Origin of the sequence: Roseibium polysiphoniae (assembly GCF_014842925.1) — a bacterium.
Taxonomy (GTDB): Bacteria; Pseudomonadota; Alphaproteobacteria; order Rhizobiales; family Stappiaceae; genus Roseibium; species Roseibium polysiphoniae.
Window position 1 is genome coordinate 481,751 of the sequence record NZ_JACYXJ010000004.1, and the last position, 22,348, is coordinate 504,098.

General features: G+C 56.6%; 19 protein-coding genes. 9 read left to right on the forward strand and 10 right to left on the reverse strand.

The genetic code is table 11. The features are described from left to right. The first annotated feature begins 2 nt into the window (after window positions 1-2). The 5 genes from IG617_RS12455 (at window position 3) to IG617_RS12475 (ending at window position 4,123) form a co-directional block, all read left to right on the forward strand. On the forward strand, window positions 3-293 hold the full coding sequence (locus IG617_RS12455; RefSeq protein WP_192109529.1) for an antibiotic biosynthesis monooxygenase: 291 nt from the start codon (window positions 3-5) through the stop codon (window positions 291-293). Further along, window positions 290-1,087 (forward strand): MBL fold metallo-hydrolase, encoded by a 798-nt coding sequence (locus IG617_RS12460; RefSeq protein WP_192109530.1) that lies wholly within the window; start codon window positions 290-292, stop codon window positions 1,085-1,087. The genes IG617_RS12455 and IG617_RS12460 overlap by 4 nt, the downstream gene beginning before the upstream one ends. Further along, entirely contained in the window at window positions 1,087-2,319 is a 1,233-nt protein-coding gene (otnK, locus tag IG617_RS12465) for a 3-oxo-tetronate kinase (protein WP_192109531.1), read from the forward strand. Before IG617_RS12460 ends, otnK begins: the two co-directional genes overlap by 1 nt. Further along, window positions 2,316-2,966: a 3-oxo-tetronate 4-phosphate decarboxylase gene (otnC, locus tag IG617_RS12470; RefSeq protein WP_192109532.1), complete on the forward strand. Its 651-nt coding sequence runs from the start codon at window positions 2,316-2,318 to the stop codon at window positions 2,964-2,966. The genes otnK and otnC overlap by 4 nt, the downstream gene beginning before the upstream one ends. 62 nt (window positions 2,967-3,028) lie before the next feature. Then, window positions 3,029-4,123, forward strand: a complete 1,095-nt coding sequence (locus IG617_RS12475; RefSeq protein ID WP_192109533.1) for an isocitrate/isopropylmalate dehydrogenase family protein — start codon at window positions 3,029-3,031, stop codon at window positions 4,121-4,123. A 57-nt stretch (window positions 4,124-4,180) separates the two neighbouring features. Here IG617_RS12475 and IG617_RS12480 read toward each other — a convergent pair whose 3' ends face one another. The 9 genes from IG617_RS12480 to IG617_RS12520 all read right to left on the reverse strand — a co-directional run bounded on the left by IG617_RS12480 (window position 4,181) and on the right by IG617_RS12520 (window position 15,794). Further along, complete coding sequence (locus IG617_RS12480; protein ID WP_192109534.1) at window positions 4,181-5,188, reverse strand: LacI family DNA-binding transcriptional regulator; 1,008 nt, start codon at window positions 5,186-5,188, stop codon at window positions 4,181-4,183. Window positions 5,189-5,206: 18 nt separating this feature from the next. Beyond that, window positions 5,207-6,619 (reverse strand): glycerophosphodiester phosphodiesterase, encoded by a 1,413-nt coding sequence (locus IG617_RS12485; protein WP_192109535.1) that lies wholly within the window; start codon window positions 6,617-6,619, stop codon window positions 5,207-5,209. A gap of 65 nt (window positions 6,620-6,684) precedes the next feature. Continuing rightward, window positions 6,685-7,743 (reverse strand): ABC transporter ATP-binding protein, encoded by a 1,059-nt coding sequence (locus IG617_RS12490; RefSeq protein ID WP_192109536.1) that lies wholly within the window; start codon window positions 7,741-7,743, stop codon window positions 6,685-6,687. Next, complete coding sequence (locus IG617_RS12495; RefSeq protein WP_153772143.1) at window positions 7,743-8,570, reverse strand: carbohydrate ABC transporter permease; 828 nt, start codon at window positions 8,568-8,570, stop codon at window positions 7,743-7,745. Before IG617_RS12495 ends, IG617_RS12490 begins: the two co-directional genes overlap by 1 nt. 10 nt (window positions 8,571-8,580) lie before the next feature. Beyond that, window positions 8,581-9,885, reverse strand: a complete 1,305-nt coding sequence (locus tag IG617_RS12500) for a carbohydrate ABC transporter permease (RefSeq protein WP_192109537.1) — start codon at window positions 9,883-9,885, stop codon at window positions 8,581-8,583. Window positions 9,886-9,945: 60 nt separating this feature from the next. Further along, window positions 9,946-11,316 carry an ABC transporter substrate-binding protein gene (locus IG617_RS12505; RefSeq protein ID WP_192109538.1) on the reverse strand — a complete coding sequence of 457 codons (1,371 nt, stop codon included), beginning with the start codon at window positions 11,314-11,316 and terminating at the stop codon, window positions 9,946-9,948. Window positions 11,317-11,584: 268 nt separating this feature from the next. Then, on the reverse strand, window positions 11,585-13,966 hold the full coding sequence (locus IG617_RS12510) for a glycoside hydrolase family 31 protein (protein ID WP_192109539.1): 2,382 nt from the start codon (window positions 13,964-13,966) through the stop codon (window positions 11,585-11,587). Next, window positions 13,966-15,264, reverse strand: a complete 1,299-nt coding sequence (locus IG617_RS12515; RefSeq protein ID WP_192109540.1) for a TRAP transporter large permease — start codon at window positions 15,262-15,264, stop codon at window positions 13,966-13,968. Before IG617_RS12515 ends, IG617_RS12510 begins: the two co-directional genes overlap by 1 nt. A 26-nt stretch (window positions 15,265-15,290) precedes the next feature. Further along, a complete protein-coding gene (locus IG617_RS12520; RefSeq protein WP_192109541.1) occupies window positions 15,291-15,794 on the reverse strand; it encodes a TRAP transporter small permease in 504 nt (167 codons plus the stop codon). Window positions 15,795-16,062: 268 nt separating this feature from the next. On the opposite strand from IG617_RS12520, the gene IG617_RS12525 reads away from it, so the two are divergent. From IG617_RS12525 to uxuA, 4 genes are read left to right on the forward strand one after another with little or no spacing between them, the layout of a single operon-like run. Beyond that, on the forward strand, window positions 16,063-17,043 hold the full coding sequence (locus IG617_RS12525; protein ID WP_192109542.1) for a TRAP transporter substrate-binding protein: 981 nt from the start codon (window positions 16,063-16,065) through the stop codon (window positions 17,041-17,043). A gap of 25 nt (window positions 17,044-17,068) precedes the next feature. Then, window positions 17,069-18,859 carry a glycoside hydrolase family 2 protein gene (locus IG617_RS12530; RefSeq protein ID WP_192109543.1) on the forward strand — a complete coding sequence of 597 codons (1,791 nt, stop codon included), beginning with the start codon at window positions 17,069-17,071 and terminating at the stop codon, window positions 18,857-18,859. Continuing rightward, a complete protein-coding gene (locus IG617_RS12535) occupies window positions 18,856-19,587 on the forward strand; it encodes an FCD domain-containing protein (RefSeq protein WP_192109544.1) in 732 nt (243 codons plus the stop codon). The genes IG617_RS12530 and IG617_RS12535 overlap by 4 nt, the downstream gene beginning before the upstream one ends. Window positions 19,588-19,640: 53 nt before the next feature. After that, window positions 19,641-20,795, forward strand: a complete 1,155-nt coding sequence (uxuA, locus tag IG617_RS12540) for a mannonate dehydratase (RefSeq protein ID WP_192109545.1) — start codon at window positions 19,641-19,643, stop codon at window positions 20,793-20,795. Between the two features lie 36 nt (window positions 20,796-20,831). On the opposite strand, the gene IG617_RS12545 is transcribed toward uxuA, so the two are convergent. Continuing rightward, window positions 20,832-22,337, reverse strand: a complete 1,506-nt coding sequence (locus IG617_RS12545) for a UxaA family hydrolase (RefSeq protein WP_216859572.1) — start codon at window positions 22,335-22,337, stop codon at window positions 20,832-20,834. Between the last annotated feature and the right edge of the window lie 11 nt (window positions 22,338-22,348).

Here is a 22,348-nt window from a genome sequence, read left to right on the forward strand (position 1 = left end):
CGGTGTTTGCCGTAACAGTCACATTCAAGATTAAGGAGGGGGAGATGTCAGATTTTCTCCCTCTGATGGAAAACAACGCTCGCCTGTCACTGGAACGTGAGAGAGGTTGTCATCGGTTCGATGTCTGCACAGATCCCGGACGTGAGGACGAGGTTTTCCTCTACGAAGTCTATTCGGATCGTGCTGCTTTCGATTTGCATTTGACGAGTGACCATTTTCTGTCGTTCGACAAGGAGGTCTCGGAGATGATTGCGAGCAAGTCTGTTGCGACGTTCGAAAGGGTCGTGCCGTGAGCAACAACTGGGAAGTCTTTGCGATCAAATACGCGGACAGGAACGCCAGGACCCGCGCTGATAGCTTTCTCTTTGATGACAATCATGATGCGCCCCATGCGATGGATTATTTCATCTGGGTGTTGCGCCGAGGCGAAGAGGTGCTGCTTGTTGATACTGGGTATGACGATGAAGAAGCGGATCGCAGATCTCGGCCAATCCGGTTGAACCCAGTTGAGGCGCTGATGCCGCTTGGGATCGATCCACAAAGCGTATCAACCATCATTGTCACGCATCTGCACTATGACCATGCTGGTGGCATCAGACACTTCCCAAATGCAGCGCTGCATCTGCAAGCCGCAGAGATGGCCTATGCCACTGGTCCATGCATGTGCCATGGCGTGCTGAAAGCGCCCTTTACAGCAGAGCACGTCTGCGAGGCGATCCATCGCCTGTATTCCGGTCGCGTCATCTTCCATGACGGTGATGGAGAAGTCGCGGAAGGTGTCACGGTTCATCGCATTGGCGGGCACAGTCGCGGGCTGCAGGCCGTTCGCGTACGCACGGACGCTGGCTTGCTCTGCCTCGCTTCGGATGCCGCGCATTACTACGAGAATGTTCTCGACCTGAAACCATTCCCGATCGTCGTGGATCTCGAAGACATGATGAACGGCTTTCAGACACTCAGGCGCCTGGCGAGCTCAAAGGACTTGATTATTCCTGGCCATGATCCGCTCGTTCGCGAGCTTTTTCCTGCCCAGGGGCCGGAACATATCATTCGTCTTGATCAAGGACCTACAAGGACGCTCGTGTAATGAAGATTGGCGTTGTTGCAGATGATTTTACCGGCGCATCGGATATCGCGCTGACGCTTGCCGAAGGCGGCATGCCGACGGTTCAATATGTTGGTGTCCCCAAGCAGGCCGCTGGTCCTGACGTGCAAGCCGGTGTCGTCGCGCTCAAAAGCCGGACGGCACCCGTCAATGAGGCGATAAGCCAATCGCTCCACGCTTGTGACTGGTTGCTCGAGCAAGGGGCAGAGCAGATCATCTTCAAGGTTTGCTCCACCTTTGACTCCACCGACGCGGGGAACATCGGACAGGTCACCGAAGCGCTGGCCGAAAGGCTGGGAGAAGACAGGGTTGTGGTTTGTCCGGCATTTCCGGAAAACGGTCGCTCGATCTATCAGGGGTACCTCTTCGTCAAGGATCAACTCCTGAGCGAAAGCGGCATGCAGAACCATCCGCTGACGCCAATGACGGATCCTGATTTACGGCGCGTTCTCGCCCGTCAGACACAATGGCCTGTCGAGCATATTCCGCTTTCGGCGGTGATGAGCGGTGTCGATAGTGTTGCCGAAGCGATCGCAGGCGACCAAAGGTGCATGTTGATCGCTGATGCTGTTCGCGACGAAGACCTTGTTACGCTTGGGCGCGCATTGAAGGGCAGGCGGCTCATGACTGCTGGTTCCGGTCTCGCGTTGGGACTGCCGGCAAACTTTGGCATCGCGCCCTCGGACATTCCGTGGGTCGGCTCGAACGGCGCGGGCGTTGTGCTGTCTGGTTCGTGCTCTATTGCCACGCGCGAACAGGTCGCAAATTACCGGCGGGTTGCTCCGGCACAAGAACTCGACGCCGATGAGGTTGTGGCTGGAAACTACTCTTTGCAGGCTCTTGTCGAATGGGTGCTGAAGCAGGAGGTGCCGCCGCTGCTCTTCTCCTCGGCAGACCCGGACGTCGTGAAGGCAGCGCAAGCCAAACATGGCCGTCAGGCTGTTGCCTCAGCAATTGAGGAGCTCTTTGCAAATCTTGCAGCAGCGCTGTCCCAGTCAGGTGTGCGGCGCATTGTTGTCGCCGGCGGTGAAACATCGGGTGCCGTTGTTTCCGGGCTTGGTGTTTCCGGTCTTGAAATCGGCCCTCGGATCGCAGCGGGCGTCCCCGCGCTTAAGGTTGTTGGCCAACCTCTCGCTTTGGCATTGAAATCCGGCAATTTCGGTGGTCCGGATTTCTTTGTGGAGGCATTGGAACGCCTGGGGAACGCGTCTTGACCGAGATCTCCAGTGCGCGCGAGAAGATCGCTCTTTATGCGAAATCTCTTTTCGACCGAGGGCTGACACCGGGCTCCTCGGGGAACATCTCCATGCGACTGAGCGACGGTAGTTTTCTGGTGACGCCGACCGGGTCATCCATGGGGTTTCTGGATCCAGGGCGGATCAGTCATCTCGGCAGCGCGATGGAGTTGATCTCAGGGGATGCACCGACCAAGGAAATCCCGCTTCATTCAGCGTTCTACGATACTCGGCATGGGACGGGTGCAGTTGTGCATTTGCATTCGACACACTCGGTTGCCTTGTCGTTGATGCCGGATGTTGATCCGGACAACGTGCTGCCGCCGCTGACGGCCTACGGCATCATGAAGCTGGGAAAGGTCAAGCTCTTGCCCTTCTTCATGCCGGGTGACGACGCCATGGGCGAGGCGGTTCGAGGTCTCGCGGGGAAAAGGACCGCCGTGCTGCTGGCCAACCACGGTCCTGTTGTGGCGGGAAAGGATCTGGAGTCGGCCATCTACGCGATGGAAGAGCTTGAAGAAACTGCAAAACTTGCCGTGCTTCTTCGCGGAATTGAGGCCAATGGCATAGGCCAGGCGGATGTCGAAAGGCTCGTGAAGCGTTTCGACATCCAATGGGACGATTGATTTGATGATTGGCCGGTCGCCTGCATGTGCAGCGAGCCGCCGCAGTGTTGGGAATAAATAATATGTCCGAGGAAGTCAGAATTGCCCTCATCAAGGGAGATGGTATTGGCGTTGATGTCGCCGATGCCGCCATGGCCATCGTCGACACTGCATTGGCACGCACCAGCAACGCCAAGCTGGCCTACGAAGAAATACACGCCGGAGCAGGGTACTTCAGTGAACACGGCGTGGATATTGAACCTGAAGGTGAGGCCAGGGCAGGAAAGGCGGATGCAATCTTTTTGGGCGCGATTGGTCTGCCGTCCATTCGTCATGCGGATGGCACTGAAATCTCGCCGCACTTGCGCCTGAGGGACCGGTTCGGTCTTTATGCTGGTGTTCGCCCCGTGAAGGCCTACCCGAATGCACCGCAACGTCTTGCCGATCCTCGAGCATCGGCCATCGACCTTATTGTGCTGCGAGAGTCCACAGAGGGGCTTTTTTACTCGGCCGCGGCCCATAGCAGAAGCCTGGTCGTCAACGACGATGAGGTTCAGGACGTTCTGCGCATCACGCGGCCAACGACGGAGAAGCTGCATCATTTTGGCTTCAAGCTCGCGCGCAAGCGTAAAGAGCGCGGCAAAGCTGGCAAACTGACCTGTGTCGACAAGGCGAACGTGTTTACATCGATGGCGTTCTTCAGAAAGATCTTTGATGAGATCGCGCCGCTCTATGCAGATGTGGCAACGGGTTACAACTATGTGGACGCGCAAGCGCTTGATCTCATTCGCAAGCCTTGGGACTTCGATGTGCTTGTTATGGAGAACATGTTTGGCGACATTCTCTCGGACCTCGCTGGTGGTCTGGTCGGTGGCATGGGCATGGCGGCTTGTGCAGAGATTGGCGACGACACAGGTCTGTTCCAACCAGCTCACGGCAGTGCGCCGGATATCATGGGCCAGAACAAGGCAAACCCGCTGGCGGCGATCCTCAGCGGTGGGCTGATGCTGGATTATCTCTCGGAAAAGCTGGCACGACCTGAACTGGCCGATGCAGCGGGTCTGATCGAAAGTGCCGTCGACAAGGGCTTTGAGGACAATCTCCTGCGGCCAATGGAGTTCGGCGGTGATATGGGCACCAAGGAAGTCACGCGGCAGGTGATCGATCTGATCCACTGAGGGCGTCTGGCACGATGAAAACCTGGGTGTTTCCGTCGCGCGGTGTTTGCGCTTTCCCTAGGTTGCGCGCAGACACAGGTCGAGGGAACAAATATGTTCTTGGGGTGGAAGTTCCGGCGTCTCGATACGCTTGATGAGAAGATCAATCGCTTTCCTGGCAAGCTCTTCCCGGCTTTGGCGGATGGTCGTCAGCGAATAGGCTTTCCACCCGGCCTGCGGAATATCGTCAAAGCCGATAAGCCGCATATCCTCGGGTACCTTTATGCCGTGCTCATGGCGCAGGCCATCGAGCAGGCCAAGCGCCATGTAGTCCGCCACGCAAAAGATACCGTCGATATCGTTTGATTTCGCGGCGACAAGATTTGCAGCAGCCAAGCCTGATTCATAGTCCTGAAGGCCGCAAGCGATCCTCTGAAGCGGGATTTCCTGTTCACGGCATCTGTCTTCGAAAGTGCCGGCGCGGCCGGCAATCGTGTAAGACGGCTTCAGGGGCAATACGAGCGCGAGCTTGCGGCAGCCAATTGAATGCAGATGGTCAAAGGCCATTCGGCCGCCGTGTTCAAAGTCACACTGGACACGGTCAACCGGGGCCCCGGGATCCTGTTTGTTGATCGTGACCAGCGGGACACCATGACGCTGGCATTCGACGCAAATCTGCTCAGGTGGTGTATCCGACGTCACAATGACGCCCGCAACGCTATACTGCAGCAGTGCCCCGATCATTTCCGAGACATTCGCCGTTGCTTCACCGCGCAGCAAGATAGGCTTGAACCCGCGTTCGCGGAGCAATTTCGACAGACAGTCAATCTGTTCAGCGCGAAATGGATTGTCCATATCGGCAGCGACCAGACCGACCAGATCAGAGCGCTGCGTATGCAGGGACCTGGCGAGTGCATTCACCCGGTAGCCCAGTTCCATCGCAGCCTTCAGGACCTTGGTGCGTGTTTCTTCCGATACGCTCGCGCCGTCGGTAAAAGTGCGCGAGACGGCGGACCGGGAGACACCGGCGCGCTCCGCCACATCATGCGAGTTGACTTTCTTTCGAGGTGTGTCTGCGTCCATCATCAAACGTCTTGTTCTTGGTTATTGGCTCGAAACGATCTTTCTCCAGCCGATCGTATCATTGATGTTGACCATGTCCGGCTGGAGGCTGAGCATGTTCTTCATGATCCCCGGGTGATTGCCCATATACGCGACCATGACACGCCCTCCAGCTGACCGAGCCCGGGTAAAGTCGTTTGCGTTCGCGTTGGATGTGTTGAACTCGACGATGTTCGGCTTCAAGTCCTGAAGGCACTCCTCCAGAGAGGCGTAGTCTTCCAACCTTGCCATCAGTTTAGCATCAGTGTGATGGTCACGGATGATGCGCAGATTGTCCGTATCGAACGACCAGAAGAAGCAATTGTCCATGAAACCAGCAGCCTCAACCTGAGCGACGACCGCATTTGGATCTGCGTCCTTGACCTCGATATATAGCTGACTTGACCATAATTTTGCGCAAGCAATCATATCGGTCAGGAGGGGAATGCGCGTACCGGCAAAATGGCGGGAGTGCCAGCTGCCTGCGTCGAGCTTGAGAAGTTCGGATGTTGTTAGGTCCGCGACAGCGCCGGAACCATCTGTCGTCCGGTCAGCTGTGCGATCATGGATGACTGCCAGCGTTCCGTCGGCGGTCTTGCGTACATCGAGTTCTACGAAGTCGTAGCCCGCAGCAAAGGCAGCATTTGCGGCGATGAGCGTGTTTTCAGGCGCGATCACATTGGCGCCGCGATGGCACACGACAAGCGGTGCGTCGGGAAAGATTTCGCGGTAGGCCTTGAGAAGCTCCGGCGTGTCGGAGCATATGCCAAGCACAGGCATCTCACAGAGGGCCTTGGCGACATCTGGACGTTCTTCATGCCAGGTGACGATTGGCAGATTACGAGCAGACGCTTTGTCGAAGAATTCCGCGTCCAACAGGCGGTCCGGCCGGTCGCCAGCCCTCTCCCAGCAGGGATGGATGATGTCAGCGCCGGACATATCGGCGAGCGCGAATGCATCCTTGCCGAGACCGATGAGGATGGAGATCGGGTAGGGACAACCTCGACTTTTTAACTGGCGGCAGAAGTCCGGATCTGTCGTGCCGAAGATTGCTTTTTCAAACTTGCGGTCTTCGAGGATAGCAAGGGTTGCTTCTGCTGCACCCAGGTCTTTGACGTCGAGGTAAAGGGCTGCGCCTTTCGAGCTGGCGAGGTCTACAACCTCGGCAAATAGTGGGATTGGCTCGCCGGACCTGGTGTCCATGAGGACAAGTTCCGAGGCGGCGAAGTGGTCCAATCTCTCTGGGCGTCCGGCCACGGCTGCCAGATCTGCATCGTGGCAGACAACGGGTATGCCATCCCTGCTTACTTGTATGTCGACTTCCCACATGTCGGCACCTAGGTCCGTGGACAGTTCGAACGCACGCAGTGTATTGTCAGGGGCGTAGGCGCTTGCGCCGCGGTGCGCGATTGCCAAAGGGCGCTCTCGTGGGTCCGTGATCCAGGCCGGCAGCGAACTAGATCTCGGTGTTTCGCATTCGGTCATAGGCGACTGCCATTTGCTGCAAACGCGAGCGTCTTGTCCGGGTCAATGCCCCAGGTGACCAATTCACCAATTGCGTGCGGCATTCCTGACGACTGTATCGATCTCAGAACGTCGCCATTTTCCAGCGTCACGTCATAGAGCACTTCGCGCCCCTGCGTTTCGATGAAACTGATCTTGCCGGAGAGCTTGGCAGGATAGTTCGGCTGAAAGTGCTCGGGGCGGATTCCGAGCCTCAGGGTCTCGCCGTCGTTTGGCAGGCTGATGTTCGAGGAAAGTGGAAGCGACTGACTTGAGTTGGCAAGGCGCAGGTCATTCTCGTCGACAGTCCCGTCGAGAAAGCTGATGGGTGGATTGCCCATGAAACCAGCGACAAACTCGGAAGCCGGATTTTCGTACATGTCTTTGGGCGTGGACAGTTGAACGATCTGCCCCTTGTCCATAATCGCGATGCGATCGCACATGGACATCGCTTCGACTTGATCATGGGTTACGAGAATGGCTGTGATGCCAGTCTTTTGCTGGATGCGCCGAATTTCCGAACGCATCTCCAGCCGGAGCTTTGCATCCAGGTTCGCGAGTGGCTCATCGAGCAAGAGAACGTCCGGCTCGCGAACAAGAGCGCGTGCCAGAGCAACCCGCTGTTGCTGGCCTCCGGACAATTGGATAGGCTTGCGATCCAGAAGCTCGGGTATATGGACGAGCTCCGCGATCTCCTGGACCTTCTCGTCGATTGTCTTCTTGTTGTCTTTTCGGATCTTGAGCGGAAAGGCGATGTTTTCGTAAATGTTCATATGCGGATAGAGCGCATAGTTTTGAAAAACGACGCCGACGTTGCGGTTTTGTGAGGGCACGCTGGTGACATCCTTGTCGCCAAAGAGAAGTCTGCCACCGTCCATGCGGTGAATGCCGCAAACAGCGAAAAGCGTGGTGGACTTGCCGCAACCGGATGGGCCGAGCAGGGCGAGCATTTCGCCGCTCGCGATTTCCAGATTCATGTTCTCGATGACGGCGGTGTCGCCGAAGGTCTTCGTGAAATTTTCAAGCGCGATACGCATCAGCCCTTCGTGCCTCCGCCATAGATGTTCATGAGTTTCTGGTTGAAGATGAGATAGATGGTCATGACAGGAAGGGCGTAGAAAAGCCCGACCGACTTGAAGAGGTTGAAGTCAGGTGCGCGATCATCCTTGATGAGGTTCTGCATATAGGTCGACAGCACCTGGGACGCGCCATCTGGTGCGAGGACCTGAGGCAGTATGAACTCGCTCCAGGCGGAGAGAAATGAAAACAGGCCCAGTGCCGCGAGGCCGGGGTGCACCTGAGGCAAGACGAGTTTACGCCAGACTGTGAAGCGATCTGCTCCATCGGCGATACCCGCCATTTCGATTTCCCAGGGAACAGTGTCGTAGAAGCCCTTCATGATCCAAATCCCGAACGGGAGCTCGAGTGCGGTCTTCACGAGGATGACCCCGATCAGCGTGTTGTAGAGGCCGGTCATTTGCAGCATCAAAAAGATGGCGATAATCAACGTCACAGTTGGGAAGGCGTGAAGGGTGAGAACGCCGCCCAGAAAGAATTTGCGAAAGGGCATGTTCAGACGGGAGAGGGCGTAGCCTGATGTGACCGAAACACTGACGACGATCAGGCTCGTCGAACCTGCGAACAGGAACGTGTTCAAAGTCACCGCCCAGATGTCCGCGCGCCCGGTTTGCGGCGGTTCAAAAAGAAAACGCCAGTGTTCGAGGGTGAACCGGTCTGGGATCAGTGATCCCGCCGTTGTATCCGTCACCGTATCGACGATCAGGTAAGCGAACATAATGACGATGGGCAGCGACAGGACGGCAAGAAGCAGCGTCACCGGCCAGGTTTTGAAGTTCGATGTCATGGCAGGCCCACTATTGCTCGATACGGGGTTTGGCGACGAGCTTGTCGAAGTTGAACAGGCGGAGATAGACGAGCGATGCTGCGATGCCGATGACGACAAGGACGAGAGCGAGCGCTGCACCCAGGCCATATTGAAGCGCACCGCCGTAGTTGTTCAGTGCGGTGTGGAAAGTGTAGAGCGCCCAGACTTCTGTGGAGCTACCCGGGCCGCCATCGGTCGAAAGATAGATGTAGTCAAAGGACGTAAGCAGCGAGAGCGTCTGATAGGCCGTGGTAAAGAGGATTGGCCAGCGGAGCTGCGGCAGGATGATGTACCAGATCTGCTGCAGACGTGATGCGCCATCCACCTCGCTTGCGTAGAGCATGGAGGACGGGATGGCCCGAAGTGCGCTTGAAAACAGGATCATTCCAAGAGATGCGCCGACGAAGCCATTGATCAACACGATACTGACCCAGGCATTGATATCCGAATGCAGCATCCAGTTGCGCGGGGTGACATCGAAGTTGCTTAGAAAGCTTGAGATAAAGCCTGTATCCCAGGTCAGCCACTTCCACATCATGATGTAAATGACCGGGGGCAAAATGCGCGGAAGGATCCAGATGGCGCGGAACGTTGCGGCCTGCGCGCCCGGTAAATAAAAGGTCGCGAGTGCCAGAAACAGGCCAAAGCCGACGTTGAATGCAAGGGTGAAGCCCACATACGTCAGCGTATTTGCCGCTGCTCTCAGTGTTGAAGGCAATGTCGCGATCAGCTCGTAATTCTCTGTGGTCCAGGTCCAGCCGGTGTAAGCAACCTTAGAGAGGAGGGCGCGTTCGGACGTATCAAGTTTAAGATCCAGATCCGTGATGGCGGCGACGAATGCGTCTTCGGTCTCATAGCGTGTGTTCAGGACCGAGCGCTTGAACAGGTCGGCAGCGACCTTGATTTCGCGAATGGAGCGAGGCCGGGCCTTCATTTTTTTCAAGGCGCGCTCGAGATCGCGGCGGCCGTTGAATGTCTTGCCGGAAAGTGATTTGCCAACCTCATCCGCCAAAGCCTTGCCATACCCGGCCCCCAGAGCGGTCAGGCCGGCAGGGTCGATGCGATAGACATCCTGCGCCAGCATTTCTGCCTTGGCTTCCGGAAATCCGTGTTCTGGCAACCGGCGAACCGTCTTTTCGGTGACCTCGTAAGCGCCTCCCGAGATGCCGGTTCCGGAACTCATGTTGGTGAAGGAAAAGACCGCGGTCATGATGACCGGTGCCAGAAAAAACAGACAGACAATCAGGAGAGCCGGCGCCATGAAGCCGAGCCCGAGAAGGTGCGCGCGTCGCATCGGAACCTCGCAAGCAGGTAACCCCGGGCGATCCATCGCCCGGGGTCTTGATGGGGTTGATTAGCGTACGATCAGGTCGTCACCGAGAACGGCCTGCATTTCAGCTTCAACTTCGGCGACAGCTTCTGCCGGGGACTTGGTGCCGGTCCAGGCTGTTTCGAGACCCTTGAACATGATCTCGGAGAACTGGCCGTAGTTGGGGTTGTTCGGCTGCGCGTTGGCATGCGGGAGCAGGCGCTTGGTGGCTTCTGCGGCCCAGCGATCATTCGCATAGAGTTCGATGTTGGACTGCTCTTTCGCGATGCCCAGGTGAGCGGATTTGATCGCATGGAGCGTGTTGATGCGTGGCTCGGAAGCAATCTTGAGCAGCTGAGCAGTAATCTCGACAGCTTCTTCATCTTCCTGCGCGGTCAGAAGATATGCGAGCGGATGCGTGATCGTGTTGGCGCGGCCATTTTCATTGCCCGCCGGGATCAGCGAGAACTCGATGTTGCCGAAGAAATCATCGAGGCCTTCCTTGGTGGTGTAGCGGGCGTAGTGCCAGGTGCCACCGTGCCAGATTGCGGCCTTGCCGGAAGCAACTTCCGAATACCACTGGTCCCACTCTGTGCCGATGTGGTTCTTGCGGGTTACGCCAGCTTCGACGGCATCAACGAAGAACTGGTAGAAGTCCGTCATGGCCTGTTTGTCGAGGATCAGCTTGCCGCTTTCCTTGTCCATCAGTTCACCGCCAAAAGACTGATAGAACTGTGCGTAGTCAGGGCCATTGGAAACGCGCGGGTAGAAGCCGTAGCCCTTTTCGACGAGTTCCATGTCGACGGCTTTTTTGGCGTCTTCAAGAACGTTTTGCAGTGTGTACTCGCCTGCTTCGACCTTGGCCGGAAGAGCAGCGATTTCCTCGTCCGAGTAACCAAGCTTCTTCATGGTGTCTTTCCAGAAGAAGAACGGGCGGGACTCGGCATCCTGTGGCAGGCCGTAAACCACGCCGTTGTAGGTCGTGATTTCCATCAGGTTGTCGTAGATGTTGTTCAAAGGCCAAGCGTCAAGATCGACGTAGTCTTCGACTGGAACGATCAAGCCAGCCTGGCTCCACGGGGCAATGTCGAGATGGCTGGTGACGACGATGTTCGGTGCGGTGCCTGCCTCGGCAGCGAGCGTTACAGCCTGTTTGAATTCAGACCAACCGGCAAAATCGCGCTTTTTCTCGACTGTGATGTTGAGGTCTTCGCCGCGGATTTCCCACTCACGTGTGAGCAGGTCGGCTGCCATTTCGATCGCATCAAGGCGGTAGACATCGCTATCATTTGAGCCGCCGGCCCAAACTGTGATGGTCAGGTCCTTGGCGAAGGCATTGCCGGCGAAGACTGTTGCAGAAAGAGCCAGAACGGCGGCTGCCGTGGACTGGCGAAGTTTGGAAGACAGGTTGGTCATCGTATTACCCGCTTGCTGAGAAAACTTCCGCCGTGAGCGACGGGAAGGTCCGAAGAAGATCTTGCACACGTGTGCAATACGGGGAATATCGTAGCTTCACTACGACGATATGACAGTGGTGGAACGGGCATAGGCCACATGCGGAAAATTCATGCGGAAAGCTGAACAGCGTGAGCTTGCTGTAGAAATGATGAGCTCAAAAAAAGAGGCGACGCTTGTATCGGAGCGTCGCCTTGCAGAATCGTATTCCGCCTCTTGCGTGACGTGATCAGCCGTTGCCGCTGTCATCGACGAGATTTGCCATGACTGGCGCGGGTTGCTCCTGATCGCGTATCGAAAGAGGGCGGGTTTCAGATGCCGGCAGTGTCAGCAGGGCTTCTTTGTGGAAGGACTGTTCAGTCCCATTCTGACTCCAATTCAGCGATATTTTGTCGTCTGTCGAACTTAGCGAAAAACACAGGTGGCTGTGTGGCGCATCGACCCCGACGCCATCGTCTTCATAGAGCTCACCGTCACTGCTTCCAGGGCCGGGTACCGGAAAGAGCGCAATTTCGCGGCCGGTCTCGGCCCTTGGGTCTGCTCTGTTTGCGCCAATGCCAAGCGGAATGATCGAACCAGCTTTCACAAATACTGGGATCGTTCCGATATCGACCGGTGTTTCGATGACTGTGCCGCCAGCATGCCACGTGCCCTGGAAAAAATCCCACCACCCGGACGGATGTTCTGGAAGCCTGACGACGCGGCTCGATGCTCCGGGCTCCACTACATTGGCTATAAGCAGCTCGCGTCCGAGCATGAAATCGTCAGTGTCCAGCCAGCAGTTCTCATCTCCTGGAAACTCCAGGAAAGTCGGCCGGATGATTGGCTCGTTGAACGCAGAAGAACGCCACAGAAGGGTATAAAGATAAGGGATGAGCCGGTAGCGGAGTTTGATTGCCGCACGAACGTGGTCTGTCACCTCCGGATACATCCAGGGTTCATTGACCGTTTGATCGTCGTTCCAGCTGTGTATCGTGAAGCGCGGATGGAAAATGCCGTTCTGGACCCAGCGGACAAAGAGCTCAGGGTCGGGCTTTGGACCCGAAAACCCGCCGACGTCATGGCCGATGTTGAAAAAGCCAGACAGGGACAGACCGAGACCCATCCGGATGTTCCAGCGCAGGGTCTCCCAAGAGGTGCGATTGTCGCCAGTCCAGGTTTGTGCATAGCGCTGAAGGCCTGGCGCGCCGGACCGGCTGATCAGATACGGGCGCTTCTCGGGTGCATGGCGTTTTTGTGCTGCTTCTGACGCGCGTGTCATCAGGATCGGCTGAACCGGCCGGATCAGATTGACGGGAATCTCGGAACCAAATCCATGACAGCGCGCACCGTCATCCCAGATTTCATACTCGTTGTTGTCGTTCCAGGTTGAGCCGATGCCCTTTTCAAGAAGTTCGCGTGTGACGTTGTCCCGCCACCACCTGATTGTTTCCATCTTGGTGAAATCGAGGTGCGATCCCTCGTCATCCCAAAACAAAGAGCGTTCCGGTTGTTCGGCCTCGCTGTCAGAGACGAACAGGCCTGCCTGTGCGACTTCTTCGTAACGCGGGTGGTCCTGCAGAAGGCATGGCTTGATGTTGGCAATCAAATGAACGCCCGCATCACGGAACTTTTCGGTCATGGCGTGGACGTCTGGAACTTTTTCCGTATTCCAGTTGAACACGTAGCGCTTGTCGCCAATCGAGGTGTAGCCTGAGGAAAGCTGGAAGCTATCGCAGGGAATGTCATGCTCGGCGAGGTGGTCCAGGAAACCCTCGAGCTGTACCTGTGCATCGGGCGCGTCCGTATAGGACATCGTTGAGCCCGAATATCCAAGCGTCCAGCGGGGCGGGAATGCGGTGCCGCCGGTCAGCTTTGCCTGTTCTGTTGCAAGTTCGCCCAGCTCAGGCGCCCAACGCATGTAGTAGTCGAGATCACCGTCCTCAGCGCGATAGCTGCGGTAAGGCTTATGATAGTTGTCCAGCTCATTGCCGAGATCGAACCATGTGCCGGCCAGGTTGTCGTAAAAGATTGACCAGCATCCGGCGGTTTTGGTGCGTGTCAGCGTGAAGGGGATATGCTTGTAGAGCGGATCGGTCGTCTCCGCGTCATAACCCATTGCGTCAAGATTGCGCATTTCATAGCGACGACCTGATCGTTCCAGTAGGCCAGTCTTTTCGCCAAGCCCGAAGACCTTTTCTTCGGGAGAACGGGCAAGGAAATGGGCGTGTCTGTGATCGCGAACACCTGCCATGATCCCACCGGTCGTGCGGTCCTGAGCGAACTCCCGCCATTCGCCGCCGATCCGGCATTCCCAACAAAAATGCAATGGCTGCGAAATGGTCAGCCGGATCGAGTCCGTTTGGAGGCGAAGTTGTTCTCCAACCTCAATTTCGCAGCTTGGACTGGAGAACCCGGCAAGGCTGTCACGATGCCGTCCCTCGAGGGGCGCCTCTCCGCCCGGCGCGACTGTCCAGCTGCGGTCCAGCCGCCATTCCTTGTTCTTCAACAGGGAGACGCGGAACAATGAGCTTTCGAGGACGGAGATGCGCAGAAGATGTTTGCCTTCCACTTCCAATTCTACGCCGGTCTGGGTTGTGCTTAGAAGCGTCCAATTCGAGAGGGTTTTCATCAGTATCCAAGAAGCAGGCGTGGCAGGGTGAGGCTGATTGCCGGGACGTAGGTGACCAAAAGCAGAAGGGCAAAAAGCACCGCATAGAAGGGAAGCAGTGGCCGGATGACCGCGCTGATACTGGTTCCTCCGACCGAACAGCCGACAAAGAGCGCGGAGCCCACCGGCGGCGTGCAGATGCCAATACACAGGTTGAAGGTCATCACGATACCGAAGTGAACCGGGTCCATGCCAAGGTCGCGAACCACCGGCATGAAGATCGGAGTGAAGATCAGGAGGGCTGGCGTCATGTCCATGAACGTGCCGACGATCAACAGTGCTATGTTGATTGCGAGCAGGATCACGATCGGATTTTCGGAGATGCTGAGCAACGCATCTGAAAGCGCAAACGGAATATCACCAAAGGCCATGGCTCTGCTCATGGCGATGCTGGCACCGATCATCAGAAGAACGATCGAAGTCGTCACGGCCGATTCCGTGATGATCGACGGAAGGTCTTTCACTCCGATCTCTCGGTACCAAACAAGAGCGAGAAGCAGAGTGTAGACCACAGCAATGGCAGACGCTTCGGTTGCCGTGAAAGCGCCGCTGATGATCCCGCCCATGACGATGATGATCAGACCAAGCGGCAGGATCGCGTCAGCTGTCGCGCGGAAGACCTCTTGCCAGGTGGATCGCGGCGCGAGTGGGTATCCGCGCTTCTTCGCTATGATCCCAGCAACGATCATCAGGCTGAGACCCATCAGAATGCCCGGCAAATAACCTGCGACAAAAAGGGCTGCGATTGAGGTGCCACCAGTGATGAGGGAGTAAACGATCAGCGTTGCTGACGGCGGGATCAAAAGCCCGGTCGGGCAAGAGGCGATGTTGACGGCGGCCGAATAAGCCGGGTCATAGCCTTCTTTTTTCTGCAATGGCGACATAACGCCGCCAACGGCAGCTGCTGCGGCAACGGCTGAGCCGGAAATTGAACCGAACATCATATTGGCCAGCACGTTGCAATGTGCCAGAGCGCCTGGAAGCCGGCCACCCAGAACCTTCGCAAAGGCAATCAGGCGCATCGCGATGCCGCCTCGGTTCATGATGTTGCCGGCAAGGATGAAGAACGGGATCGCAAGAAGTGTGAAACTGTCCAGTCCGGATGCCATCTGCTGAGCAACGATGAAGACCGACTGGTTGAAATCCATGAACAGCAAGAAGGTGATTGCTGCCGCCGCGCCGATTGCGAATGCAATCGGAACACCGATTGCTGTCAGCAAGCCGAATGCCCCGAAGAGCAGAAGAGCCGCACTGGCCATGTTAAACTCCTAGAATAGAAATGCCCTTAGTCGAGCGGGCCAAATGCGGGTTCATCAGCCTGTTTTGACTCGCCCGATCCGAGATCCAGAGCGAATGACAGGCAGTAGTAGATCATCACCAGGCCGGCGAAGGGGATGGCGCCATAGACGTATCCCATCGGGATTTGCAGGCTTGGGGTCACCTGACCAGAAGCCAGAGTTTTTGCCACAAGTTGCCCGCCGCCGTAGACCATGACGATCGCGCAAAAGAGACCGACAACGCCCAAGATCACAAGCTCGGACAAGAGCTTGCGCTTGCCGCTTAGCTGCAGCGTCAGCAGATCGATGGCGAGATGGCGCCCCTGGCCGAGCGTGTAGGCACCGCCGATCAAGGCGAGCCACATAAACAGGAAACGGGCGAGTTCGTCTGTCGTGGTGCTTGGCGTGCCGAGAATGAAGCGGCTGACCACCTGCCAGACAACACATACGACCAGGATGCTGAAGATCAGAACCAGCGCGCACTTCAGGGTCGAGTCGACGGTGCTACGCATTGGCATGTCTCCAAAGATCTATGGAAGCTGGATGACACATGGCGCACTCCTCCCGTCGCTGCTCTTGCGTTCCTTTTATGTTAGGCCAAAAACCACGAGAGAGATAAACTGGTCAACCAATTTTATCTGACTGGTTGACTAATTTTAGAAACTAGCAAATGTTCTCGCTTGGATTGGTTGACCAGATGAAGCCTTCTGGTTGAACCGGCCAATGCAGATTGAACCGCATCTCACACGAGAATGCGAGTAAACCCTGGGAGGGATTTCAATGGTGAATTTTACACGCGTTACCGCTCTTGCTGCGACGACTATCTTGGGCGCAAGCCTGACCGCAGAGGCTGCAACTCTGCGCCTGAATCACAACAACCCGCCGGAGCATCCGGTGCATATCTCCATGCAGATCATGGCTGATCGTGTTGCCGAACTGACCGACGGCGACGTCAAGATCCGGATCTATCCGAATGGTCAGCTTGGTACGCAGCGCGAGTCCATGGAACTGGTGCAAAACTGCTCGCTCGAAATGGCTCGCTCGAATGCATCTGAACTAGAAGCATTCGAGGAAAGCTATTCTGCGCTCAACCTGCCTTACATCTTCCAGTCTGAAGAGCACTTCAACGATGTCATCACCGGTGAAATCGGCGCTGACATTCTGAATGCTTCATCCGAGCAGGGTTTTCGTGGCGTTGCCTTCTACACCGAGGGTGCGCGCTCTTTCTACGGCGATCGTGCGATCAACAGCCCAGCTGATCTGAAAGGCATGAAGGTACGCGTTCAGCCGAGCCCGTCCGCCATTCGCATGGTTGAGCTGCTCGGCGGCAACCCGACGCCGATTTCCTGGGGTGAGCTTTACAGCGCATTGCAGCAGGGCGTCGTTGATGGTGCTGAAAACAACCCAACGGCTCTGACCACAGCGCGTCATGGCGAAGTTGCGAAGCATTTCTCGCTTGATGAGCACACAATGATCCCGTCGGTCGTTGTCATTTCCTCGTGTGCTTATGATGCACTGACTGATGAGCAGCGTACCGCGCTGCGTCAGGCAGCACTGGAATCAATGGAAGCGCATCGCAAGTCCTGGAACGCCGCTTCGGACGCTGCAATCGAAGAAGCGCAGAAAGAGTTGGGCGTGACGGTTCATACCGTTGAAAAAGCGCCTTTCGTCGAAGCGGTCCTCCCGATGCACGAAGAAGTCGCCGCGAAGTCCGAAAAGCTCGCTGATCTGATTGCCCGCATCAAGGCGGCAGTGAACTGACGACAACGGACCAAGGAACCGGCACATGCTCGAGCGCTCCGATCTGGCAGACAATGCCCTTCAGTGTCTGCATGATGAGGACTATGACCGTCCTTACAATTTGCAGAACCTGAATGCGGAAACGCTGATCTTCACCAGGGGGCGGGAAGGCCGCTCCCTGGATGGAGAGTGGAACTTTTGTGTCGATCTGCTCGACACCGGGCTTAGGCAGAAATGGTTCTCCATGCTGCCTGAAGCTCCGGAAAAGCGGATTGAGCCCTGGGACTACGATCCCTATGAGGGCGAGACTGTGCCGGTTCCTTCCTGCTGGCAGATGCTAAAGGAGAAATGGTATTTCTTCGAAGGGTCTGCCTGGTACACGAAATCTGTTTCCGTCGATGAGCTTTCGCCGGGGAGACGACGTTTCCTGCGGATCGGCGCGGCTCAATACGACTGCAAGATCTTTATCAACGGGACGTTCATAGGCAATCACTACGGCGGCTCAACACCGTTTTGCGTCGAGGTGAGTGATACGCTCTTGCCAGGTCAGAATTGGGTCATGCTGTGTGTGAACAACACGCGGACCCTGGACCGTGTGCCGATGCGAAATACCGACTGGTTCAACTACGGTGGTGTTTACCGCGAGGTCGCTCTGTATGAGACAGGTTCAACGGTTATCCGTGACGTCTTTGCCCGGCTGTCTGATAATGGCATTTGCGTTTCCGTTGTTGCGGATGGGCCTGCCGAAGACGCGCGGGTTCGCATTCCGGAGCTGAATATTGATGCGGTTGTTGCGCTTGACGGCGGTCGCGGACATATCGCTTTCAAGGCCTCACCAGAACGGTGGTCACCTGATACGCCCAAGCTTTACGACATTGAGGTCGAAGCTGGCGGAGACCGTGTGCATGACAAGGTGGGCTTTCGAACCATTGAGCGTCGTGGCACAGAACTCTTCCTCAATGGAAAGCCATTTTTTCTGCGCGGAATTTCGGTGCATGAGGACGATGAGACAGCTGGCAAATGTACGAGCGAAGAGGATCTTCGGCGGCGATTTGCCGATGCGCGCGCGCTGGGCTGTAATTTTCTGAGGCTCGCTCACTATCCGCATCACGAACGTGCGGCGGAAATTGCAGATGAGCTTGGCTTCCTGCTTTGGGAAGAGGTTCCGGTCTACTGGGCCATCGACTTCGCCAATCCAGACACACGGCGCGATGCGGAAAACCAGTTGCGGGAGTTGATCCGGCGGGATCGCAACCGGGCAAGTGTCATCATCTGGTCGGTGGGGAACGAGAACCCAGACACGGACGCAAGGCTTGAATTCATGCGCGGTCTGGTGGAGCTGGCGCGGGAAGAGGATCCGACGCGCCTTCTTTCAGCGGCATGTCTGGTAAACCATGCCAAGCTCAAGATCGAAGACCGGCTGGCAAGCCACATCGATGTGATCGGCCTAAATGAATACTATGGCTGGTATGAAGAGAATTTCGACGAGCTGATCTCTATTGGCCAAAACTCGAACCCGGACCGTCCGGTTGTGATTTCGGAGACTGGCGCGGATGGTGATCACACGGACTTAGGTCCTAAATCCGGCTTGTTCAGCATAGATTACCAGCGTGAAGTCTACGAAAGACAAATCGAAACTCTGAGAGAACTTTCGTATATTAAGGGAATCTCGCCGTGGATTCTTTATGATTTCCGTGTTGAGCGACGTCAGAACGTTTTTCAACGCGGCTTCAATCGTAAGGGCCTGATTGCAGCGGACAAGAAGACAAGAAAGCCTGCTTTCGATGTGCTTCGGGCATTCTATGCCGAAATGAGGAAAAAGGACGCCGCTGAATGAGCGCCTCGCGCCGATATCAGGATGTTGCTTGCGAGCTGCGCCAGCTTATCCGCAAGCGTGGCATGAAGACGGGCGAACGGCTCATGTCCGAACGCCAGATCTCTGATGAAATTGGGGTGTCTCGATCGCTGGTGCGTGAAGCGCTCATCATGCTGGAGATCGAGGGCCTTGTGGAAGTTCGCAAAGGTTCCGGAATTTATCTGAGCACAAGTCCGGACCAGGCGGCTCCACCGCTGCGAGACGATATTGGACCGTTTGAACTTTTGCAGGCGCGGCAATTGTTGGAGAGCAACATTGCGGCCTTCGCGGCGGAAATGGTGACCAAGAACGATATCATTCGCATGCGCGAGGCCCTGGAGGTTGAGCGGCGCGGCATCGAAATCGGCGACCCGGACTACAGCGGCGACGAGATGTTTCACCGGCTCATTGCCGAAGCGACCCAGAACTCCGTTCTTGTCGATATGGTTCAGGAACTGTGGCGCAAGCGCGAGCAAAGCCCGATGTGGGCACGTCTGCATGACCGCATTTTTAACGCGGACTATCGCAGCTCCTGGCTAGATGACCACCGGGTCATCTTGTCGGCTCTGCAAAGCAAGGACCCTCAAGCGGCGCGCCAGGCCATGTGGCAGCATCTCGAGAATGTGCGCGAAACCTTGATGGAACTGTCCGATGTCGAAGATCCGGCTTTCGACGGCTACCTTTTCCAACCCATTGTTCAGGTCAGATAAACAGGCTGGGAAACAGCTGAAGGCTGACCACTCTACTTTCCGGGGAAACTTCTATGATTGAGACTTGGCGCTGGTTTGGACCGGAAGATGCCGTGACCCTGTCCGACATTCGTCAGGCTGGGGCTGTCGGCGTGGTGACTGCCTTGCATGACCTGCCGAATGGAGTCGTTTGGCCACGCGAGCAGATCGAAGAACGCCAGGCCATGGTGCGCGAAGCCGGTCTCGAGTGGCTGGTGGTGGAAAGCATACCCGTCCACGAAGACATCAAGACAGGTGCGCCGAACTGGCGGGATCTTGCCGACAATTGGGCCGAGAGTTTTGATAATCTGGCGGCCTGCGGCATTCGGACCATTTGCTACAACTTCATGCCTGTCCTCGATTGGACCCGCACCGATCTCTTTTATGAGCTCGAAACCGGCGCCAAATGTCTGCGGTTTGATGCGGTTGATTTTGCAATGTTTGACCTTTTTATCCTGCAGCGGAACGGGGCCGACAAAGATCATTCAGCAGAACTTCAAAGTGCTGCAAAGGCGCGGTTTTCCGAAACTGATGCCGCCGAGCGTGACAGGCTGATCGATACAATCATTGCCGGCCTGCCCGGGTCAGAGGAAAGTTATTCGCTGGAGAGTTTCCGAAAGAGTCTTGCGGCCTATGATGGTATCGGTGCAGCTGAGCTCAGAGCCAATCTCCGAGCCTTTCTTGCGCATGTGCTGCCCCGTGCCGAAAAGGCAGGTGTGAAGCTCGCAATTCACCCAGATGATCCGCCTCGTCCGCTTTTCGGGCTTCCGCGGGTGGTTTCAACGGTAGAAGATATGGCCGCAATCGCGCAGATGAGTGACAGCCCGTCGAATGGGTTTACGTTCTGCACCGGGTCCTATGGAGTTCGGGCTGACAATGACCTGCCGGCCATGCTTCGGGAGCACCGTGAGAGGATTCACTTCCTGCACCTGCGCGCGACAAAGCGTGAGGCGGATGGCCTGAGCTTTCACGAGGCCAATCACCTCGATGGCGACGTCGACATGGTTGAGGTCGTGCGTGCGGTTCTTGAGATCGAAAAAGCTTTCGGCCGTGTCCTGCCGATGCGGCCTGACCATGGCCACGCCATGCGAGATGACCTGGCGCGGCAGACGGCGCCCGGCTATCCCCTTATTGGCAGGCTTAGAGGCCTGGCTGAAATTCGAGGTGTCGCGAGAGCGCTCGCACGCTAGCGCAAAAAGGGCCGACTATTGACTAGAGCGACTGGTCTAAAGAACGGCACCTATCTGCCAAGGTACGAATTCTGCTCCGCCAAAGCCAAGGGCTTCACTCTTGGTCTCTTCACCAGAAGCGACACGCAGGACGAGATCGAAGATCTCTTGGGCCTTCACTTCCATCGGCACGCCTTCAATCATGTCTCCACAGTTGACGTCCATATCTTCTGACATGCGGTCATACATGTTTGAATTGGACGCCAGCTTGATGCAGGGGGAGGGCTTGTAGCCCGACACTGAACCGCGCCCGGTCGTGAAGATGATCAGATTGGCGCCCGAGGCGATCTGCCCTGTCACCGAGCACGGATCGTACCCTGGGCTGTCCATGAACGCGAAGCCCGGCCGACTGATAGGTTCGGCGTATTTGTAGACGCCGGTAAGTGGTGCCGTGCCACCCTTGGCGACGGCTCCCAAAGACTTCTCCAGGATTGTCGTCAGCCCACCGCGCTTGTTTCCCGGCGACGGATTGTTGTCGAGCTCGGCGCCAAGACGGGAACAATACTCCTGCCACCAGTCAATTCGGTCCAGCAGGGCCTGACCAATTGCTGGCGTCTCGGCGCGTCGTGTCAAAAGATGCTCAGCGCCAAAAATCTCGGATGTTTCAGACAATATCGTCGTTCCGCCATGGCGCACGAGTAAATCAGACGCTGCTCCGAGCGCCGGATTGGCCGTGATGCCGGAGTAGCCGTCCGAGCCGCCGCATTGCATGCCGATTGTGATTGCCGCCGCCGGCGCGGGTGCCCTCGCGCATTGGTTAGCAGCTTGGGCAAGTTGCTTCAACTCGGCATTCGCCTTGTCGATGGTAGCCCTTGTGCCTCCGGACTGCTGGATCGTCATATAGCGAAAGCGGCTCTTGTCGTTGATGGCTTCCGAGCCGACAAGATCAGGGATCTGCATCACTTCGCAGCCAAGGCCAATCATCAAAATGGCGCCGAAATTCGGATTGCGCGCATAACCGGAGAGTGTGCGGAACAGAAGATCGTAGCCTTCTCCCGAGGCCGACATGCCGCAGCCTGTGCCATGCACGATCGGAACGACGCCGTCGACATTCGGGAACTGGTCCAGCCAGCCGTCGCGTTCAACGGCTTCGGCAACAAACCTGGCAACGGAGCCAGAGCAGTTCACGGAGGTGAGAATGCCAAGGTAGTTGCGTGTACCGACTTTGCCATCCGGCCGGTGGTAGCCGAGAAAGGTGGCCGGCCTTTCCACCGGGAGGACAGCAGTCGCTGCCTTGCAGAATTCGGGGTCCTGGCAATGCGCACCCATGCCGACATTGTGACTATGGACATGTTCGCCGGCATCAATTTCCGCCGTCGCCTGTCCTATGATCTGGCCGTATTTGCGGACTGCATCGCCTGTTGCAATTGGGCGTGCCGCCACCTTATGTCCCGCTGGTATCTGTGTCTTGACCGTAAGGCCATCGGCGGTTGGATCGCCGGCTTCCAGTGCGGCGATTGCGACGACGACATTGTCATCTGGATGCAGGCGAATTGTTTTCAAAGGAATGCCGT